Genomic DNA, 15,424 nt, shown 5'->3' on the forward strand with positions numbered 1-15,424 from the left:
ACGACATAAAAAAAGTCCCGCACCTTACTAAAGCGCGGGACTTAAAATTAACTGAGTAGAAAGTTAATTCACTTTCTCTCCATCCTTTAACAAATAGCTGAATTCTTTTTTGAATTTCTTCACCTTCGGAGCAATTACAAACGAGCAGTACCCGGCATTGGGGTTATTCTCGAAATAATTCTGGTGGTAGTTTTCGGCCACATAATAGTTTTCAAGCGGTTGAATTTTGGTTACGATCGGATCTTCCCAAAGGTCAGATTCATCGGTTTTCTTTAATGATTTCTCGGCAATCTCTTTCTGCTTTTCATTGTGATAGAATATCACCGAACGGTATTGTGGTCCCACGTCATTTCCCTGCCGGTTAAGGGTGGTTGGGTTATGGGTGTGCCAAAGCACTTCCAGTAATTCCTCGTAAGAAATCACATCCGGGTCGAAATGGATTCGGGCCACTTCGGCATGTCCGGTCGTCCCGGTTGTCACTTCTTTATAGGAGGGATTCTCCACATGTCCACCGGAATAACCCGACTCCACATGCTCGATACCTTCTACCAATTCATAAATAGCTTCCACACACCAAAAACATCCTGCGCCAAAAGTAGCTTTCTCTAAATTTTTCTCTTTATTCATATCCATATCCTGAGCTGATAATGATAATGTTGACAGACTGAATAGCAGTCCTGTTATAAAAAATGATTTCACCATAACAACCTATACTTATTTGAGGTTCTTGAGTTAGACAACATTAATCTTGATTCTATTACGTGGTCAAAACAACTATCCTGCAATACTTCGTTTCCCGGTTTCAGATCAAATTCGTTGCATTCATCATAAAATACGCGTTCATTCAGAAATCAGATTGGAATTCCCATTAAATCCCAAAGGAATGAAAAAGTATATACTCGTACTGACCGGCCTCATCGTGTTATCATCGTCATTTTTACATGCCCAGGACGAACCCACCACACGGGAGATGAACCTGATTAACTGGATGGAGTTTGCTGAATTTGTTCCTGATAAAATTGAAACGGTATTGTTGCCGGTTGGGACGCTGGAACCCCATGGAGTAATTCCCAATGGTTCGGATAACCTGGCACCAGAAGCAATGGCAAAGGCAATAGCAGGAGATGTTAATGCTATGATTGCACCGACTCTCAATTATGGTGTGACAGGAAGCATGGCCGGATATCCCGGAACATTTGCTATAAGTGAAGAATCGTACAAGGGGTTTTTAGGTGATATTATTCATGGGATGGCAAATAATAAATTCAAGAACATCATTATACTGAACGGACATGGCGGACCTCAAACAGCCATTCTTCAAAGTGTAGCAGGTGAACTATCCCAAAAACTACGAGTCCGTATTCTGGTTATTAACTGGTGGAGCGTGGCTTCGGAAGATACCTTTGCGGTGTTCGGTGAAAATGGAGGACATGCCGGAAACAATGAAACCGGTTACGTTCAGGCAATTGTGCCGGATCATATTCACCCCGATCGATATTCCGGAGAAGAAATGACAACTCCATATCCGAGTGGAAGTACATGGTCAGGGTACCCATTTCCATCCTCTATTGGTTTGTATGAAGAGGGGCAAGGGTTCCCAACTTTCGATCAAGATCAGGCCGATGAGTATTTCAAGCGTGTTAATCAGCGAATTGGAAATTTGATCCGGGAGATCATCGCCAAATGGGAACTGGCGGGATTGTATGAATAAAAAAAGCCTGTCTCTTTATTAAAGAAACAGGCTTTTGAAAATGTGCTCACGAGAGGAATCGAACCTCCACGGCCGTTAGGCCATACGCCCCTCAAGCGCACGCGTCTACCAGTTCCGCCACGTGAGCATTGGTAGTAAATGAAGGGCGACAAAGATAGCACTTTTAGCTTTCAAAATTCAATGCATTCCCACAAAAAAACCCATCCAATTTAATGAATGGGTTTTTTGCTGAGTGTACATCCGTTCAGAACTACACTTCAGGCTTAGGCGAATAGTTATTATGCAATCATATGACGATTCACTTTTGCCTAAAGTTCTATACTCTGCTATTTGTCCCTGCGCAGCCCGTCAGGATCAAGACAATGAACTTCAACATTCAATGTTGAATGTTCATTATTCAAATTTCAGCCCTCTTCTTCAAGCTGGCGCTTGGCATACTCATTCTCGGGATCAATCTTCAGCGCTTGCTCATAATAAGTGCGCGCTTTGTCGGTTTGGCCGCCTTTATTGATCATATCACCCATAAGAATCCAGTTCTCGGCATCTTTGGGGTCTTTTTTGATGCGCTCGATCAGGTAAGGAATGGCTTCCTGTCCACGGTCGGTCATCAGCATCAACATCACTTTGTTGCGGTGAGCCGCTGAGGTATCGCTCAGTTCAATAGCTTTGTCAAAATCTTCTTCAGCTCCATCCAGTTTTTCAAGCTGCATGCGAACATTTCCACGAAGGTTGTAATAGGCGGCGTTATCATCGTCTAGCTCCAGTGCCTTTTCAATGGCTTCGATGCTGTGGCTCCACTGGTTCAGCTGTTGCATAACCAGAGCTTCAAGATACCAGGCCTCGTGAGAATCCGGTTGTTCTTTTTGTAATTCTCTTGCCACATCAAGGGCGTAATCGATGTCTTTTTCCCTTAATAATTCAAATCCTTTATTCAGTTTCTCTTCGAAATTCATGGAGTTTGTTTAATTGTCTTTATTTGAAAGATCTTCGTATTCGGCTTCTTCAATTTCATCAAAGCGATTTCGCCGGTTTCTTGCCCCGCCACTAAACGGGTTGAAGTTTTGCTGGCGCTTGTTGGAAGGTAAGAACAATCGATTGATATATCTCACCAAAAGGAAAAATACAATGCTAAAAAATATAAACTTAAGCATGGTGCTCAGGGTGCAATATGAATGTGTGTATTGGTATGAACCGGCTTTTCAAAAATCTGTTCTTCGATGTAATCCAGATGCTCTTTATTATTGACAAAATCTATCTCCGAAGCATTCAGAACAATTAAAGGAGCCCGGTTATAATGATGGAAAAAATGGTTGTACGCATCATTTAGCTCTTTAAGGTATTCAGGGGTGATGTTCCGCTCATAATCACGCCCGCGACTCTCAATGTTCTCCAGGAGCCGGTCAACCGAAGACTGAATGAAGATAATGAGGTCGGGCTGAGCTGCAATACCCGTCATTATATTAAAGATGTTGTCGTACAGGGCCAGTTCGTCCTGGTCGAGGTTAAGCCGGGCAAAAATACGGTCCTTATCAAAAATGTAATCAGAGATGGTGAACTGGTGGAACAGATCCTGGCTCATCATATTCTGCTGCTGCTTAAAACGACTTGCCAAAAAAGCCAGCTGTGTCTGGAAGGCATAACGCTCGCGGTCTTCATAAAATTTTGGGAGGAAGGGGTTGTCTTCAAATTCCTCCAGTACCAATCGGGCGTTTCTTCGCTCAGCCAATAAGGTCGCGAGCGAAGTTTTTCCGGCTCCAATTACGCCTTCAATGGCAATAAAATCATAAGAATTGGACATCAGCTACCAGTTCAAGGTTGTTCTAACAATTTCGAGATCCGGGGCCTGTTCTATCAAGGTATCCACGTGCTGAGCGGAAACGGGATCTTTCCAGTCTGGAAAAATGTCTTTTAAAGGCAATAGAACAAACAAACGCCGGGTATATTCCTGATGGGGAATGATAAGGGTATCTGTTTCAACGACCAAGTTATCATAGGCAATTATATCCAAATCGATGGTTCTTGCCGTCCACTTCGGGTAGCGGGAAGGTCGTCCCTGTTTCTTCTCCTGAGCTTTTAGTTCGCTGAATAATTGTTCAGGAGGCAATTTGGTTTGGATGACAATCACTCCGTTTAAAAAATCATTCTCGGAAGGACCAACGGGTTCCGACTTATAAATCACGGAAGTCAGAATACCATTCTCAGAAAGTGATTCCAGAAAAGAGGCGGCCTTTTGAAGCTGGCGATGAGGATGGTGAAGATTTGAACCCAGCGCAATAACTACCTGGGCCATGACATCCTCGCCTCGGTGAATTCGGTTGTGGAGGAAAGAGGAGGTGAAAGTTTGCGAACGCTAACCTCAAACCGGGAATGTGCAGGGGATTGTTCAGCTATAGCTGTTCCAATTTGAAAACATAAGTGCTCGATCAGGTCAACCGATTTCCCACTCATAACATCAGCACAAATTTGATGGACTTTGGTATAATCAATGGCATCAGAAAGCCGGTCAGTTTTGCCGGCCGTTGAAAGATCAGCTTCAAAAATTACATCGACTTCAAAATCATTGCCCTCTTCTTTTTCGTGTTCATGCACTCCGTGAAATGCCTTGAACTTCATCCCTTTGATGGTGAGGGTATCCATAAATTACAGGCTGGCTACTTCAATACGCTGATGAAGTTCTTCTACCATGCGTTTGTGTTTGGCACTGGTCGAAATCCGTTCTTCCACCGTAGAGATGGCATGGATAACCGTAGAGTGATCACGACCCCCAAAGTGAAGCCCGATAGTCTTTAAGCTGGACTTCGTAAACTTCTTGGATAAATACATCGCAATCTGTCGGGCTTCCACGATTTCTTGCTTCCGGGTTTTCTCACGCACTTTGTTGGTGTCTATTCCGAAATAATCACACACATAGTTCTGAATTGATTCAATAGAAATCTGTGTGTTCGACTCTTTTACCATGTCTTTAAGCACGCGCTTGGCCATGGCAAGATCGATGTCATCAATATTCTGCAGAGAAGCGTGGGCGAGGAGTTTGATAATGGCTCCTTCCAAATCCCGAACGTTTGATTTGAAGTTATGAGCGATGAACTCAATAATCTGCGGGTCAATCTCTATGCCGTTATCGTTTGCCTTACGCTCAAGAATAGCATAACGGGTTTCGTATTCCGGCATCTTCAGGTCGGCACTCAATCCCCAGCTAAAGCGGGAAATCAGGCGTTCTTCAATATCAGGTACATCTTTAGGAGCGCGGTCACTGCTTAAAATGATCTGTTTTCCATCTTGGTGAAGCGCGTTAAAAATGTGGAAGAACTCCTCTTGTGTTTTTTCCTTTCCGCTGAAAAACTGAATGTCGTCCACCATTAATACGTCAATATTTCGGTAGAACATGGAAAACTCGCTGGCGCGGTTATTCCGGATGGCGTGTACAAACTCGTTCGTAAAAGCCTCCGATGATATGTAAAGGACAGACTTCTCGTCTCCGAACTTCTCCTTAATCTTATTACCAATGCTTTGCACCAAATGCGTTTTTCCTAAACCAGTAGGCCCATATACAAAAAACGGGTTAAAAGAATTACTGCCGGGGTTGTCAGCAATGGCCATGGCAGCTGAGCGTGCAAGCCGGTTACAGTCGCCTTCAATAAAGCGCTCAAAAACGTAATTGTTATTAAGATTGGAATCGATTTTGGTTTTTCGGATGCCCGGAATCACAAAAGGATTTTCGATGCGATCGGGATGGTATTCCGGATAGCCATTTGATTCCTGAGGTTGCACCGGACCCATCGGTCGTTGTGGCATACGGACCGAGCGGTTGTGCTCAAACTGGTCCGACTTTTCCATGACAATAGAGTACTCTAATTTACCTTCCGGGCCGAGTACTTTTGCGAGGGTAGAGCGGAGCATATTATAGTAGTGCTCTTCCAGCCATTCGTACCAAAACTGACTGGGCACCTGAACGGTGAGCGTGTTGTCTTTCAGAGACACCGGCTTAATCGGCTCAAACCAGGATTTATACTTCTGATAGCTGATGTTGTCCTTAATAATATCCAGGCATTTATCCCATGCCGATTCAACCGAAAGCTCGTGCAATTTCCCTAATCCCCCTTACAGGTGTACTTAATATTGTCAGATCAAACCAAAACCAGTTATCCACAGGAAGAAGTGTATGTGCTGATTTTGTTCTGCTGAGAAAATGGCAATTTATCGGGCACTTGTCAAACGGCAGAGCACCTATTTCCGAAAAGTTATCCACATTGTAAAATACCAAGTAATTGCATGCGCAGCAGTCACTTAGCTGATTCTATAAAAAATTCTAAAGTTCTTCTTGACAGCGGTTAACAATGCCGTAACACTGAATTAACCTTAATCACAAAGCAGAAAAGTTATTTTGAATTATTTTTCCACAAGTTTTCCACATTTACATGTTGATGTGAAGCCGCTCAAAAACGAGTATAAAATTGAACTTTAAATCAAGCTTTTTTTGCTTTTAAAAAACGGGTTTTTTGCCCGTAGTCATTTTTCAATTCAGCAGACCAATTTGCCTGCTCAAACAGATCCAGTACTTCACCACTGTTATCCTCGTGAAGCTCTAAAAAAACGGTTCCATCGGCAGATAATACCCCCGAACTCAGCTGCTCTAATGCCCCGTACATTTGAACTGTAGATTCACAAAATAAGGCCTCTTCAGGTTCATAATCTTTTACCTCTTTGTCGAGAGTAGATTTTTCGCTGTGCAGGATATAAGGCGGGTTCGAAATAATGAGATCAAACGTGCGATCCGAAAAAGCTTGTGGATTAAAAATATCATCTTGCGCAAAGCTGATATCGACTTCGTTTTGCGCGGCATTATTTTTGGCAACCGATAATGCTTTGTCAGAAATGTCAGTGGCAAAAAGATCCCATTCCGGCCGGGCTTTTTTCAATGCTACAGGAATACAGCCGGAGCCGGTCCCAACATCCAGTACCGAGAATGTTTCACCTTTTGGGTAAAGTTCCAGAATCCAGGCCACCAACTCTTCAGTTTCCTGCCTGGGGATTAGCACCCCGGGTTCCACGAATATGCGAACATTATAAAAGTCGGTATGGCCGGTGATGTATTGAAGAGGCTCGTGCGAGGCTCGTCGTTTAACCAATGGACGTAGCACATCCAGTTCTTCAGCAGTAAGCGGACGATCGTAAATCAAGTAAAGATCCAACCGTTTTACGGAAAGCACTTCGGCAAGGAGCCACTCTATGCTCATTCGAGGGGACTTGACATTTCTTTCTTCGAAAAACTCAGTAGCCCACTCCAGCATGCTAAGAACCGTCCATTCGGATGGTGCCTTAGGCATGGACTATTCTTCCTCGGCTTGCTTTGGCGGCTGTTCTTCCTGAAGGGTTAAACCATGGCGCTTGGAGAAATCCAAAATAAAGTCAATTACATTAGACTCTACATTTCGCTCCTCAGAGAGTGAGCTTCCGCGGAAGCCCATACGTCCGCCGGTTTTCTTCAGAACAATTTTGTTGTGCTTGCCCAAACTTTCCACAATGCAGGTAAGGGTAACACTGGAATTGATTTGTTTTTCATACTCTTCATAAACAGCTACATAAATCGTTTCTGAAGATTCTTCGGGTGAGTATTCGTACAAAAATTTGGGCGGATGTTCTTTGAATAATTTAGAAGACATTCTGCGAAGCGTTGCAGTTGGCCCAAATACAAAATAAGTTGTGTGTGAATTCATGCTTTGTAGCTTGAATTAATTATTTTAAAGGAATGTTGTGTGTATATCGAAATTTGTGCTGAAAATAACAGGTTATTGCTTTAAGGCAATAAGAAAAAGGACAAATTTTCGTTTACAAAACTGACAATGCACTCAAAACATTCATAAACCCACTTTTTTGATGAAAAAATTGATCTTTTTTACGCTTCTCTTTTCTCTTTTATGGGTTGGAAATCATGCTTTTGCGCAATTTGGTGAGCCGGAAGTGCAGGAAAAGGAAGTTCCGAGGAACTTATATGATGAAGGATACCGAACAGGATTTGGCTTTAATTTTTCGCTAAATGATTTCGGGGTAGGAGCCGGCGGGCAGTTTCGTTTTGGGTTGAATTCCTATACCGAAGCCTTGATTACATTGAAAATGACAGGCCTCAAAGATCCTACCGAGCAAACATTCATTGACTATACTTTTGGATTTAAAACCGTTCCGGAGAAGTATCAGCGGGTGATGGCCGTTCCTTTATATATAGGTTTGAAGAAAAGGTTTTTCGCAGATGAAATTTCCGACAATTTCAGAGTGTATAGCTCGCTGAGTGCAGGACCTACTTTCGCTGTTTCCTATGCCTATTTTAATGATGTAACCGAAAATGGTTTTCGTGAAAATGATACCGGAATTTATGGCCGGTCAGAAAGAGTGAACGATGTATTTTCCGGTTGGGGTGATTCAGAAACCCACTGGGGTTTTGGCGGGGAATTTGTAATAGGGGTTGATTTCGGAGAGAAGTTTGCCAACCTGTCGAGTGTACAGTTTGGTTATACGATGAATTACTTCTCGGATGGAATACAGGTGCTGGAGCCTTGCCAGCCCGACTTAAGCAGGATCAATCAGCAGCCTGTTAACCCATGTGGATTTTCAGATATAAATGCGGTTCCGGTTCTTTTGGGAGATGGGAGCGTAGGTCAGGCTCCGCTTGAAAAAGCCAACGATCCCCGAAAATATTTCGGGACCGCCCAGATCTCCTTTATCTTCGGGTGGATGTGGTAGCCTAAACACCCGCCACTACTTTACCAAACCATTGGTCCGGATTTGATAGGCTGTCAATAACCAAATCCGGTTCATGTTCAGCTAATTCATCTCTGCTGTATTTTCCGGTCGTTACTGCTACACACTTCATGCCGGCTTTGTTGGCGCATTCAACATCCCGGGGAGTGTCACCCAAGATTATAAAACGAGATGGATCAGGTTTGGTATCGTAAAGTTTATGAAACTGATCCATTGCAATATGAGGCAGTTTATTTCTGTCTTTTTCCAACTCACCGAAGGCACCAAAAGAAAAATCCCGGTTAATATCTGCTGCCTGCAATTTGATTTGGGCCGCTTGTGGGTAGTTACCGGTTAAAAGTCCACAGATGAAATCCCCTTCAAAAAAATACTCCAGCGCTTCATCGATATGTGGAAGCCGGGTTACCATTTCCTTTTTTTTGAGCAGTAGATTCTCCAAATAATCGAGATAGAGTGATTTATACTGCTGATATAATTCTTCATCATAATCATGATTGACTAAGAACGAAGTGAAGATATCGTGATCTGTTCTACCCGAAAATGAATCGTTTTCCATATCCGGATAGTCAATTCCGAGTTCATCCAGAATTCTGCGAAGGTGGGTTCGGTTATAGCTGCTGTTTACTGAGAGAAGGGTGCCGTCGATATCAAAAAGGATAATCCAGGGATGTGAAGACAAAGCTAAAAATGGTTTTGAGTTAATATAATCTTCAACAAAGTTACGAAAGTTCATGTGAAATGGCTTTAAGTACATGTTAAATCGTAGTACCTTTATTGACTAATCTCACTAACTATTAATCGGAGAAATTATAATGAGTTTTATTGAAGACGTTCATGCAAGACAAGTGATCGATTCGCGGGGTAACCCAACCGTAGAGGTAGATGTAACTTTGGATACGGGTACCGTTGGTCGGGCTGCCGTTCCCTCAGGCGCATCAACAGGTGAACATGAAGCTGTTGAATTACGCGATGGAGACAAGGATTACTATTTGGGTAAAAGTGTTTTAAAAGCGGTTGATAACGTAAATACGATCATAGCTGAAGAATTTCGTGGTCTTTCTGTTTTTGGGCAGATTGATTTAGACGACTTGCTGCTGGAGCTGGACGGAACCCCGAATAAAGCCAAGCTTGGTGCAAACGCCATCCTTGGTGTATCTATGGCAACTGCTAAAGCTGCAGCTGAAGAATTGGGAATGCCGCTTTGGAGATATGTTGGCGGAGTGAATGCCAAAGTAATGCCGCTGCCGATGATGAATATCATTAACGGAGGCTCCCACGCCGATAACAGCGTGGACCTGCAGGAGTTTATGATTATGCCGGCAGGAGCTCAGTCGTTCAGTAACGCCCTTCAAATTGGAGCTGAAGTATTTCATAACTTGAAAAAAGTGCTGTCTGATAAAGGATACAGCACCGCTGTAGGGGATGAAGGTGGTTTTGCTCCAAACCTGAAATCCAATGAAGAAGCGGTTGAGGTAATTCTGACTGCCATTGAGAAAGCCGGTTATACTCCGGAAGAAGATGTACTGATTGCTCTCGACCCGGCTGCTTCTGAGTTTTATAACACCGAGTCCGGTTTGTATGAATTCAAATGGAGTGACGGTTCCAAAAAAGATACCGATGCCATGGTTGAGTTCTGGAGTGAGTGGGTAGAAAAATACCCGATTATCTCTATTGAAGACGGACTAGCTGAAAACGACTGGGATGCCTGGAAAAAGCTTACGGAAGCGGTAGGCGATAAAGTACAGCTTGTTGGTGATGACTTGTTTGTGACCAATACTGAGCGTTTGGCAACCGGAATTGAACGGGGCATTGCAAATTCCATTCTTATCAAAGTAAACCAGATTGGTACAATTACCGAAACCCTGGATGCCATAGAAATGGCTCACAAGAATGGCTACACCGCCGTTATTTCTCACCGTTCTGGTGAAACGGAAGACGTGACCATCGCGGATCTTGCCGTGGCCACCAATGCCGGCCAGATTAAAACCGGTTCCATGAGCCGTACCGACCGAATTGCAAAATACAATCAGCTGATTCGTATTGAAGAACAGCTGGGCGATTCAGCCATTTTCCTGGGTCATGACGCCTTTGGACTCTAAAAAACCCAGGTACTTAACACAAAGAAAGCCGTCACATTAGTGATGGCTTTTTTTATGCAGTTTTGTTAAATGTGGGTCATGGAAATTTTATTCTTCATCATCGGAAGTTTTGTATTCGGGCTTGGGGTGTACTTGATTTATGACCACATCAGCTATGTGCGGATTTCCGCAGAAACCAGGGGAAAAATAATCGGTTTTAAAACCTCCTCCGGATCCAAAGGCAGCACCATTTATAACCCGGTAGTGCAAAGTTATTTTGGGGAATTTACCGGAAGATACGGGAGCAGCAATCCTTCATATCAAATAGGGCAGGAAGTAGATGTTATTTACGTGGCAGGTAAAACTCCCCGTTTAAAGTCCAATATGCCCTATTATGCTGGGCTTTTCCTGATGGTTTTTGGAGGTATTTTTTGTGTTGTCTTCTTTTCCATTTTCAACTTCTCGGTATGGAATATCCTGTACTCTCTAGGAACCTTTATGCTGATTGCCTTTTCTTTCCGAAGAATGCTAAAGTCTAAGGGAATCGACTCGCTGGATGAACTGAAGGAAGTAGTAAAGAATGCAAATAAAGACACCCAGGATGCTGCAAAGAATATCATCCGAGAACCTGCAAAAATTCAGGAAGTACAAACTAAACAAGCTAAGGCTACCAAAATCGTAGGACCGGTATTTACCTTTGTTGGTTTGGGAGTGCTGGCATTGGGAGTTTATTTAGGAGTAGAACGCTATCATTTTTTACAGGAAGCAATACCTGCGTCGGGCACCGTAATTGATTTTCATGAAAGCCGAAGTGATGACGGCTATACGTATTATCCCATTGTGGAGTATTCCCCGAACGGTTCATTTGATGCCATCACTTTCCGGCACGATACCGGCAGCAATCCACCGTCGTACAGCAGGGGTGAAGTGGTAGAAGTGCTTCATGCTCCGGACAACCCAAACAATGCCATTATTGATAAAGGTATTTTCAATTGGGCCATTTCCATTTTTGTAGGACTGTTTGGGATTTTATTTGCCTCTGCAGGGGTTGCTGCATCGGTTTCAGCTTTCCGAAAGCAGAGAAAACAAATTAATTTGTAAGGAATGGCTTTGAGATCGCTCTTACTGAATACATAGTAGCTTTTTCAGAGCCGTTCTTTCTTGCCAAAGGCGGCTCTTTTTTGTGTGAAATGAATCTGCGTAAAACCATCAGAATGCGTACCATGTAACGTATGCGAAACACTCACACTGAACTGCTTAATTTTCGGAATCACCTGGAAACCAAGGTGGATTGGGCGCCTCATCTCAATGTTATCACCGGCCCAAATGGATCAGGCAAAACCAGCCTGATTGACGCCATTCATTACCTGTGTATGTCGCGAAGTTTTGTTTCCAATACCGATATATATGTGGTTAATCAGGACGAAAGTTACTTTATGATTAAAGGCCACTTTGAAGGACAAATACGATCGGAATTTGATGTTTCCTGCTCCTATTCCCGCGGAGATGGGAAAAAGATTTTCGTGAATGACTCCCCGCTCGAGCGCCTGTCAGATTTAATTGGTATGGTCCCGGTTGTTACTCTGACTCCCGATGACAAAAAGTTGACGCTGGAAGGGCCTACAGAACGGCGTAGCTTTATTGATGCCTTCATTAGTCAAATTTCGCCTGCCTATCTTCGTGACCTGATTGAATACCGGCGGGTTCGGAAACAACGCAATTCGTTGCTGCAGGAATACCGCGGTCCGGTTTCGGTACTGGAGGCTTACCTGGAGCCATGGAATGTTCAGCTGGTGGAAGCAGGAGCCCGTATTGTTGCCAAACGCTATGAAGTGCTTGAAAATCTGAAGGCTTACCTGGAGAAAGACTATGCGATGATATCCGGTATGGACCTTACTACGAACCTTGAATATCAGACATTTTGTTCGCCGTCAGAAGATGTGGAAGCCATCGAGAAAGAATATTATGAGCAGTTGGAATCGGCTCAACCCAAAGAAATTGAACGGGAGATCACCACCATTGGCCCGCATCGCGATGAAATTGTTTTTTACCTGGATGATTTTGAGCTTCGCCGGTACGGGTCGCAGGGGCAGCACCGGCTTTTTGCACTTTCGCTGAAGCTGGCCCAGCTTCACTATTATTCTGATGAACTGGACGACTTGCCCATCCTGATGCTGGACGATGTATTCGGCGACCTCGATCCCCGTAAAACAGAAATTTTACTCGATGCCCTTCAACAACATAAAGGTCAAATATTCATAACTTCCGCCAATCCGGTTCCTTTCGAAGATTATGTTACCTTTGATGGAACAAACAACCGGTTGTATAAAGTAGAAGCCGGTGAAATAAACGAGGTGATTAGATAGATGAGATTTGATACGCCAAAATCATTAGGGTCCGTTCTTGAAGAGTTTCTGGAAAAATTTCCGCAGAAAAAGAAGCTTAAACAGGGAATGATTTTATCGGCTTTTGAGGATATAGTTGGCAAGCGAATGGCCTCGGAGGTGGAAGATCTTCACTTTGAAGGGAATAAATTGGTGATGCGAGTCAAGCATCCATCGTGGCGGCATGAAATTCACGGAAACCGGTTCAGCATCGCCAAAAAATTGAATGCTAAAGTAAAAGGCGATGTCATAGGCGACATCATTGTGCGCAGTTAGTTGATTAACCTTAATCCTGCATCTATATTCGGCTATGGCTGACATTACAGACAATGAATTTATTAGACGGCTCAAGGCTTTTTTGAAGCCCGGCACCAAGCCCGGTACCGAGGAAACAGAAATGCGTTTCATCAGGCGGGAAAAGGTGGTCGTGTTTGTGGGAGCCTACATCATGGCAATTTCGCTGTGGTTTATTGTGAATTTGAGCGGGAGCTTTAACATCACCATCAACATTCCGGTTGAACCGGGAAATGTGCCTGAAAACATGGCCCTGACGGAAGACCTGCCCGAGTTTGTGCAGGTGAGCGTTTCAGGTGATGGCTGGCAGCTGCTGAACTTATATAACGATCCCCCTACGGTGGTCATAAACATCGAAGAAAGTGAGATAAACCTGTTTGATCAGGTTCGCCAGCGCTTGAGTTACCTGCAGGAAATAGATGTGGCCAAGGTTCAGCCCCTGTTGTTGTCGGTGAATATGGAACCAAAGATATCCAAGAGAGTCCCGGTAAAAATAAACACGGACCTTAACTTTCAACCCCGTTTTGGATTAGTCGGAGAGCCCACGTACAGTCCGGATAGTATCACCGTTACCGGGGCACAATCACGCATCGAAGATATTACGGAATGGGAAGTTCAGGATACGCTGAGGTTGGAAGGCATTCGGGAAGATATTTCAGTTACGCTGCCCCTTGAAGATGCAATCGGTGTGGTAGAACTTTCAGAGAATGAGATTACCTATAATGCGGATGTATCAGAGTTTACCGAAGGGGAAACCACTGTGTATATACGCACCAGAGGGTTGCCACGTGGACAGAATGTAAACTATAATCCGTCATCTGTTACCATCAGGTTTGATGTGCCCATCGAGCAGTATGCGGAGGTAGAAAAAATAAGGCCGTACGAAGTGTACGTTCCGTATGCGAAAATCCTTGAAGACTCTACCGGTTTCGTAACCCCTGATATTGAACAGACAGCCGAACAATTTGAGCTGCGCCTCCGAAGCTTTCAACCGAAAGCAGTGGCTTATTTTACGGTGTTGAATTAGAGGGTTTGCAGGGATTAAATCCCAAATCCCAAGTTCCAAGCTCCAATGACCAAAGTTGTATTCTACTTAGATTTTATCAAGGCAATCTTTCAATCCTGTTAATCAAGACTCAAAAACTAAGGAACCTTGATTAGCTTGATTATAGGATTACTGTGACTGTGTTTCGCACTCCCGAGAATCAAGACTCCCTCTCCTTGTTAAGGAGAAGACAGAAGAGGTTAAAAGCGTAATGAGCAAAACTGTTTTAGGGAAAAATACTTAATCGCTCAGCCTGACCTTAAAAAAACTGCGTGGGTTAGTCTGAGTAGCTTACCCAAACAACCCTTTAATGTTACCCCCATCGTGGCTGATGGTTTGGCCGGTAACATATCCGGAATGTGGAGACAGCAGCCATGCTGCAAGCGATGCAAATTCCTCACCGGTTCCCATTCTGCCCACCGGAATGCTTGCCTCCATGTCCGCTATTACCTCGTCCAATGCTTTGCCGGACTCTTCCGCTCTTTTCTGGATTACTCTCTGAATGGCTGGCGTTTCATGAGATCCAGGCGCGATCAGGTTTACGGTAATACCCTGCTTTGCTATTTCCAGAGAAAGCGTTTTTGCAAAACCGGCCACGGCAGCCCTCAACGAATTGCTTAATACCAAAGAGGGGATGGGTTGCTTGATGGACTGACTTTCCACAAAAAGAATACGCCCGTAATTCTGTTTCTGGAAGATGGGAACCAACCGTTTGGTGAGATCTACTTTCCATCGCAGCACGTTGAGGTACGCATCATCCCATTGATCCATGGAAGTTTCAAGAGCTGAAAGTGCGGGCGGCCCTCCGGCGTTTATAAGAACGCCACTCAGGTTCCGGCCTTTCATCAAAGCCTCCAGCTCGGTCAGGGTTTGATTGTCGGTCAGGTCGCCGGCAAAAACCTGAACCTGTTCCGGGTAGTCATCTTTTAGTTCCTTGAGTTTCTCTTCCCTCCGGGCTACGGCAATAACTTTAGCCTCTTCCTGCACTAACCGTTCGGCTACGGCTCGTCCAAAACCGCTGGACGCTCCGCAGATGAGAAAAAGGTGGTTGTTGATTTTCAGATCCATTCGTGTTTAAGATAATTTGTGTTTTTTAGGATTGAATAACCTACTAAAATCTCCGAACTTTTTGGGAACTCTGGATTCAGACCCTGAG

Annotated in this window: 18 protein-coding genes and 1 tRNA gene; 7 read left to right on the forward strand and 12 right to left on the reverse strand. The window is 44.0% G+C overall.

What is annotated here, in order from left to right:
* Positions 1-63 precede the first annotated feature (63 nt).
* Positions 64-702 (reverse strand): peptide-methionine (S)-S-oxide reductase MsrA, encoded by a 639-nt coding sequence (gene msrA, locus JJ941_RS10870; protein WP_366069244.1) that lies wholly within the window; start codon positions 700-702, stop codon positions 64-66.
* Positions 703-883: 181 nt separating this feature from the next.
* Between msrA and JJ941_RS10875 the strand changes: the two genes are divergently transcribed.
* Positions 884-1,711 carry a creatininase family protein gene (locus tag JJ941_RS10875; RefSeq protein ID WP_290964991.1) on the forward strand — a complete coding sequence of 276 codons (828 nt, stop codon included), beginning with the start codon at positions 884-886 and terminating at the stop codon, positions 1,709-1,711.
* A gap of 43 nt (positions 1,712-1,754) precedes the next feature.
* On the opposite strand, the gene JJ941_RS10880 is transcribed toward JJ941_RS10875, so the two are convergent.
* The 9 genes from JJ941_RS10880 to JJ941_RS10920 all read right to left on the reverse strand — a co-directional run bounded on the left by JJ941_RS10880 (position 1,755) and on the right by JJ941_RS10920 (position 7,428).
* Positions 1,755-1,838, reverse strand: a tRNA-Leu gene (locus JJ941_RS10880).
* Between the two features lie 277 nt (positions 1,839-2,115).
* A complete protein-coding gene (locus JJ941_RS10885; protein ID WP_290964993.1) occupies positions 2,116-2,664 on the reverse strand; it encodes a tetratricopeptide repeat protein in 549 nt (182 codons plus the stop codon).
* Positions 2,665-2,673: 9 nt separating this feature from the next.
* Positions 2,674-2,862 carry a hypothetical protein gene (locus tag JJ941_RS10890; protein WP_290964995.1) on the reverse strand — a complete coding sequence of 63 codons (189 nt, stop codon included), beginning with the start codon at positions 2,860-2,862 and terminating at the stop codon, positions 2,674-2,676.
* A gap of 5 nt (positions 2,863-2,867) precedes the next feature.
* Positions 2,868-3,509, reverse strand: coding sequence for a deoxynucleoside kinase (locus JJ941_RS10895; RefSeq protein ID WP_255133452.1), 642 nt, complete (start codon positions 3,507-3,509; stop codon positions 2,868-2,870).
* Between the two features lie 3 nt (positions 3,510-3,512).
* Positions 3,513-4,001: a 2-amino-4-hydroxy-6-hydroxymethyldihydropteridine diphosphokinase gene (gene folK, locus JJ941_RS10900; protein WP_290964998.1), complete on the reverse strand. Its 489-nt coding sequence runs from the start codon at positions 3,999-4,001 to the stop codon at positions 3,513-3,515.
* On the reverse strand, positions 3,989-4,348 hold the full coding sequence (gene folB, locus JJ941_RS10905; RefSeq protein WP_290965000.1) for a dihydroneopterin aldolase: 360 nt from the start codon (positions 4,346-4,348) through the stop codon (positions 3,989-3,991). Before folB ends, folK begins: the two co-directional genes overlap by 13 nt.
* Positions 4,349-4,351: 3 nt before the next feature.
* Positions 4,352-5,797, reverse strand: coding sequence for a chromosomal replication initiator protein DnaA (gene dnaA / locus JJ941_RS10910; RefSeq protein WP_290965002.1), 1,446 nt, complete (start codon positions 5,795-5,797; stop codon positions 4,352-4,354).
* 380 nt (positions 5,798-6,177) lie between these two features.
* Entirely contained in the window at positions 6,178-7,038 is an 861-nt protein-coding gene (gene prmC, locus JJ941_RS10915; protein ID WP_290965004.1) for a peptide chain release factor N(5)-glutamine methyltransferase, read from the reverse strand.
* A 3-nt stretch (positions 7,039-7,041) separates the two neighbouring features.
* Positions 7,042-7,428 carry a hypothetical protein gene (locus JJ941_RS10920; RefSeq protein WP_255133443.1) on the reverse strand — a complete coding sequence of 129 codons (387 nt, stop codon included), beginning with the start codon at positions 7,426-7,428 and terminating at the stop codon, positions 7,042-7,044.
* A gap of 160 nt (positions 7,429-7,588) precedes the next feature.
* Between JJ941_RS10920 and JJ941_RS10925 the strand changes: the two genes are divergently transcribed.
* Entirely contained in the window at positions 7,589-8,449 is an 861-nt protein-coding gene (locus JJ941_RS10925; protein ID WP_290965007.1) for a hypothetical protein, read from the forward strand.
* Position 8,450: 1 nt separating this feature from the next.
* Here the strand turns inward: JJ941_RS10925 and JJ941_RS10930 are convergent, their stop codons facing one another.
* Complete coding sequence (locus tag JJ941_RS10930; protein WP_290965009.1) at positions 8,451-9,200, reverse strand: HAD hydrolase-like protein; 750 nt, start codon at positions 9,198-9,200, stop codon at positions 8,451-8,453.
* A 79-nt stretch (positions 9,201-9,279) separates the two neighbouring features.
* On the opposite strand from JJ941_RS10930, the gene eno reads away from it, so the two are divergent.
* From eno to JJ941_RS10955, 5 genes are all read left to right on the forward strand, one after another.
* Entirely contained in the window at positions 9,280-10,566 is a 1,287-nt protein-coding gene (gene eno, locus JJ941_RS10935) for a phosphopyruvate hydratase (protein ID WP_290965012.1), read from the forward strand.
* A 78-nt stretch (positions 10,567-10,644) separates the two neighbouring features.
* A complete protein-coding gene (locus tag JJ941_RS10940) occupies positions 10,645-11,646 on the forward strand; it encodes a DUF3592 domain-containing protein (protein ID WP_290965015.1) in 1,002 nt (333 codons plus the stop codon).
* 131 nt (positions 11,647-11,777) lie between these two features.
* The gene (locus JJ941_RS10945; RefSeq protein WP_290965018.1) at positions 11,778-12,911 is read left to right on the forward strand and encodes a DNA replication/repair protein RecF; all 1,134 of its coding nucleotides are present in this window, start codon (positions 11,778-11,780) and stop codon (positions 12,909-12,911) included.
* On the forward strand, positions 12,912-13,205 hold the full coding sequence (locus JJ941_RS10950) for a DUF721 domain-containing protein (protein ID WP_255133433.1): 294 nt from the start codon (positions 12,912-12,914) through the stop codon (positions 13,203-13,205).
* A 34-nt stretch (positions 13,206-13,239) separates the two neighbouring features.
* The gene (locus tag JJ941_RS10955; RefSeq protein WP_290965021.1) at positions 13,240-14,250 is read left to right on the forward strand and encodes a YbbR-like domain-containing protein; all 1,011 of its coding nucleotides are present in this window, start codon (positions 13,240-13,242) and stop codon (positions 14,248-14,250) included.
* A 309-nt stretch (positions 14,251-14,559) separates the two neighbouring features.
* Here JJ941_RS10955 and JJ941_RS10960 read toward each other — a convergent pair whose 3' ends face one another.
* The gene (locus JJ941_RS10960; RefSeq protein ID WP_290965024.1) at positions 14,560-15,336 is read right to left on the reverse strand and encodes an SDR family oxidoreductase; all 777 of its coding nucleotides are present in this window, start codon (positions 15,334-15,336) and stop codon (positions 14,560-14,562) included.
* Positions 15,337-15,424: the final 88 nt, after the last annotated feature.

The sequence above is a fragment of the Gracilimonas sp. genome (genome assembly GCF_017641085.1).
Classification (GTDB): domain Bacteria; phylum Bacteroidota; class Rhodothermia; order Balneolales; family Balneolaceae; genus Gracilimonas.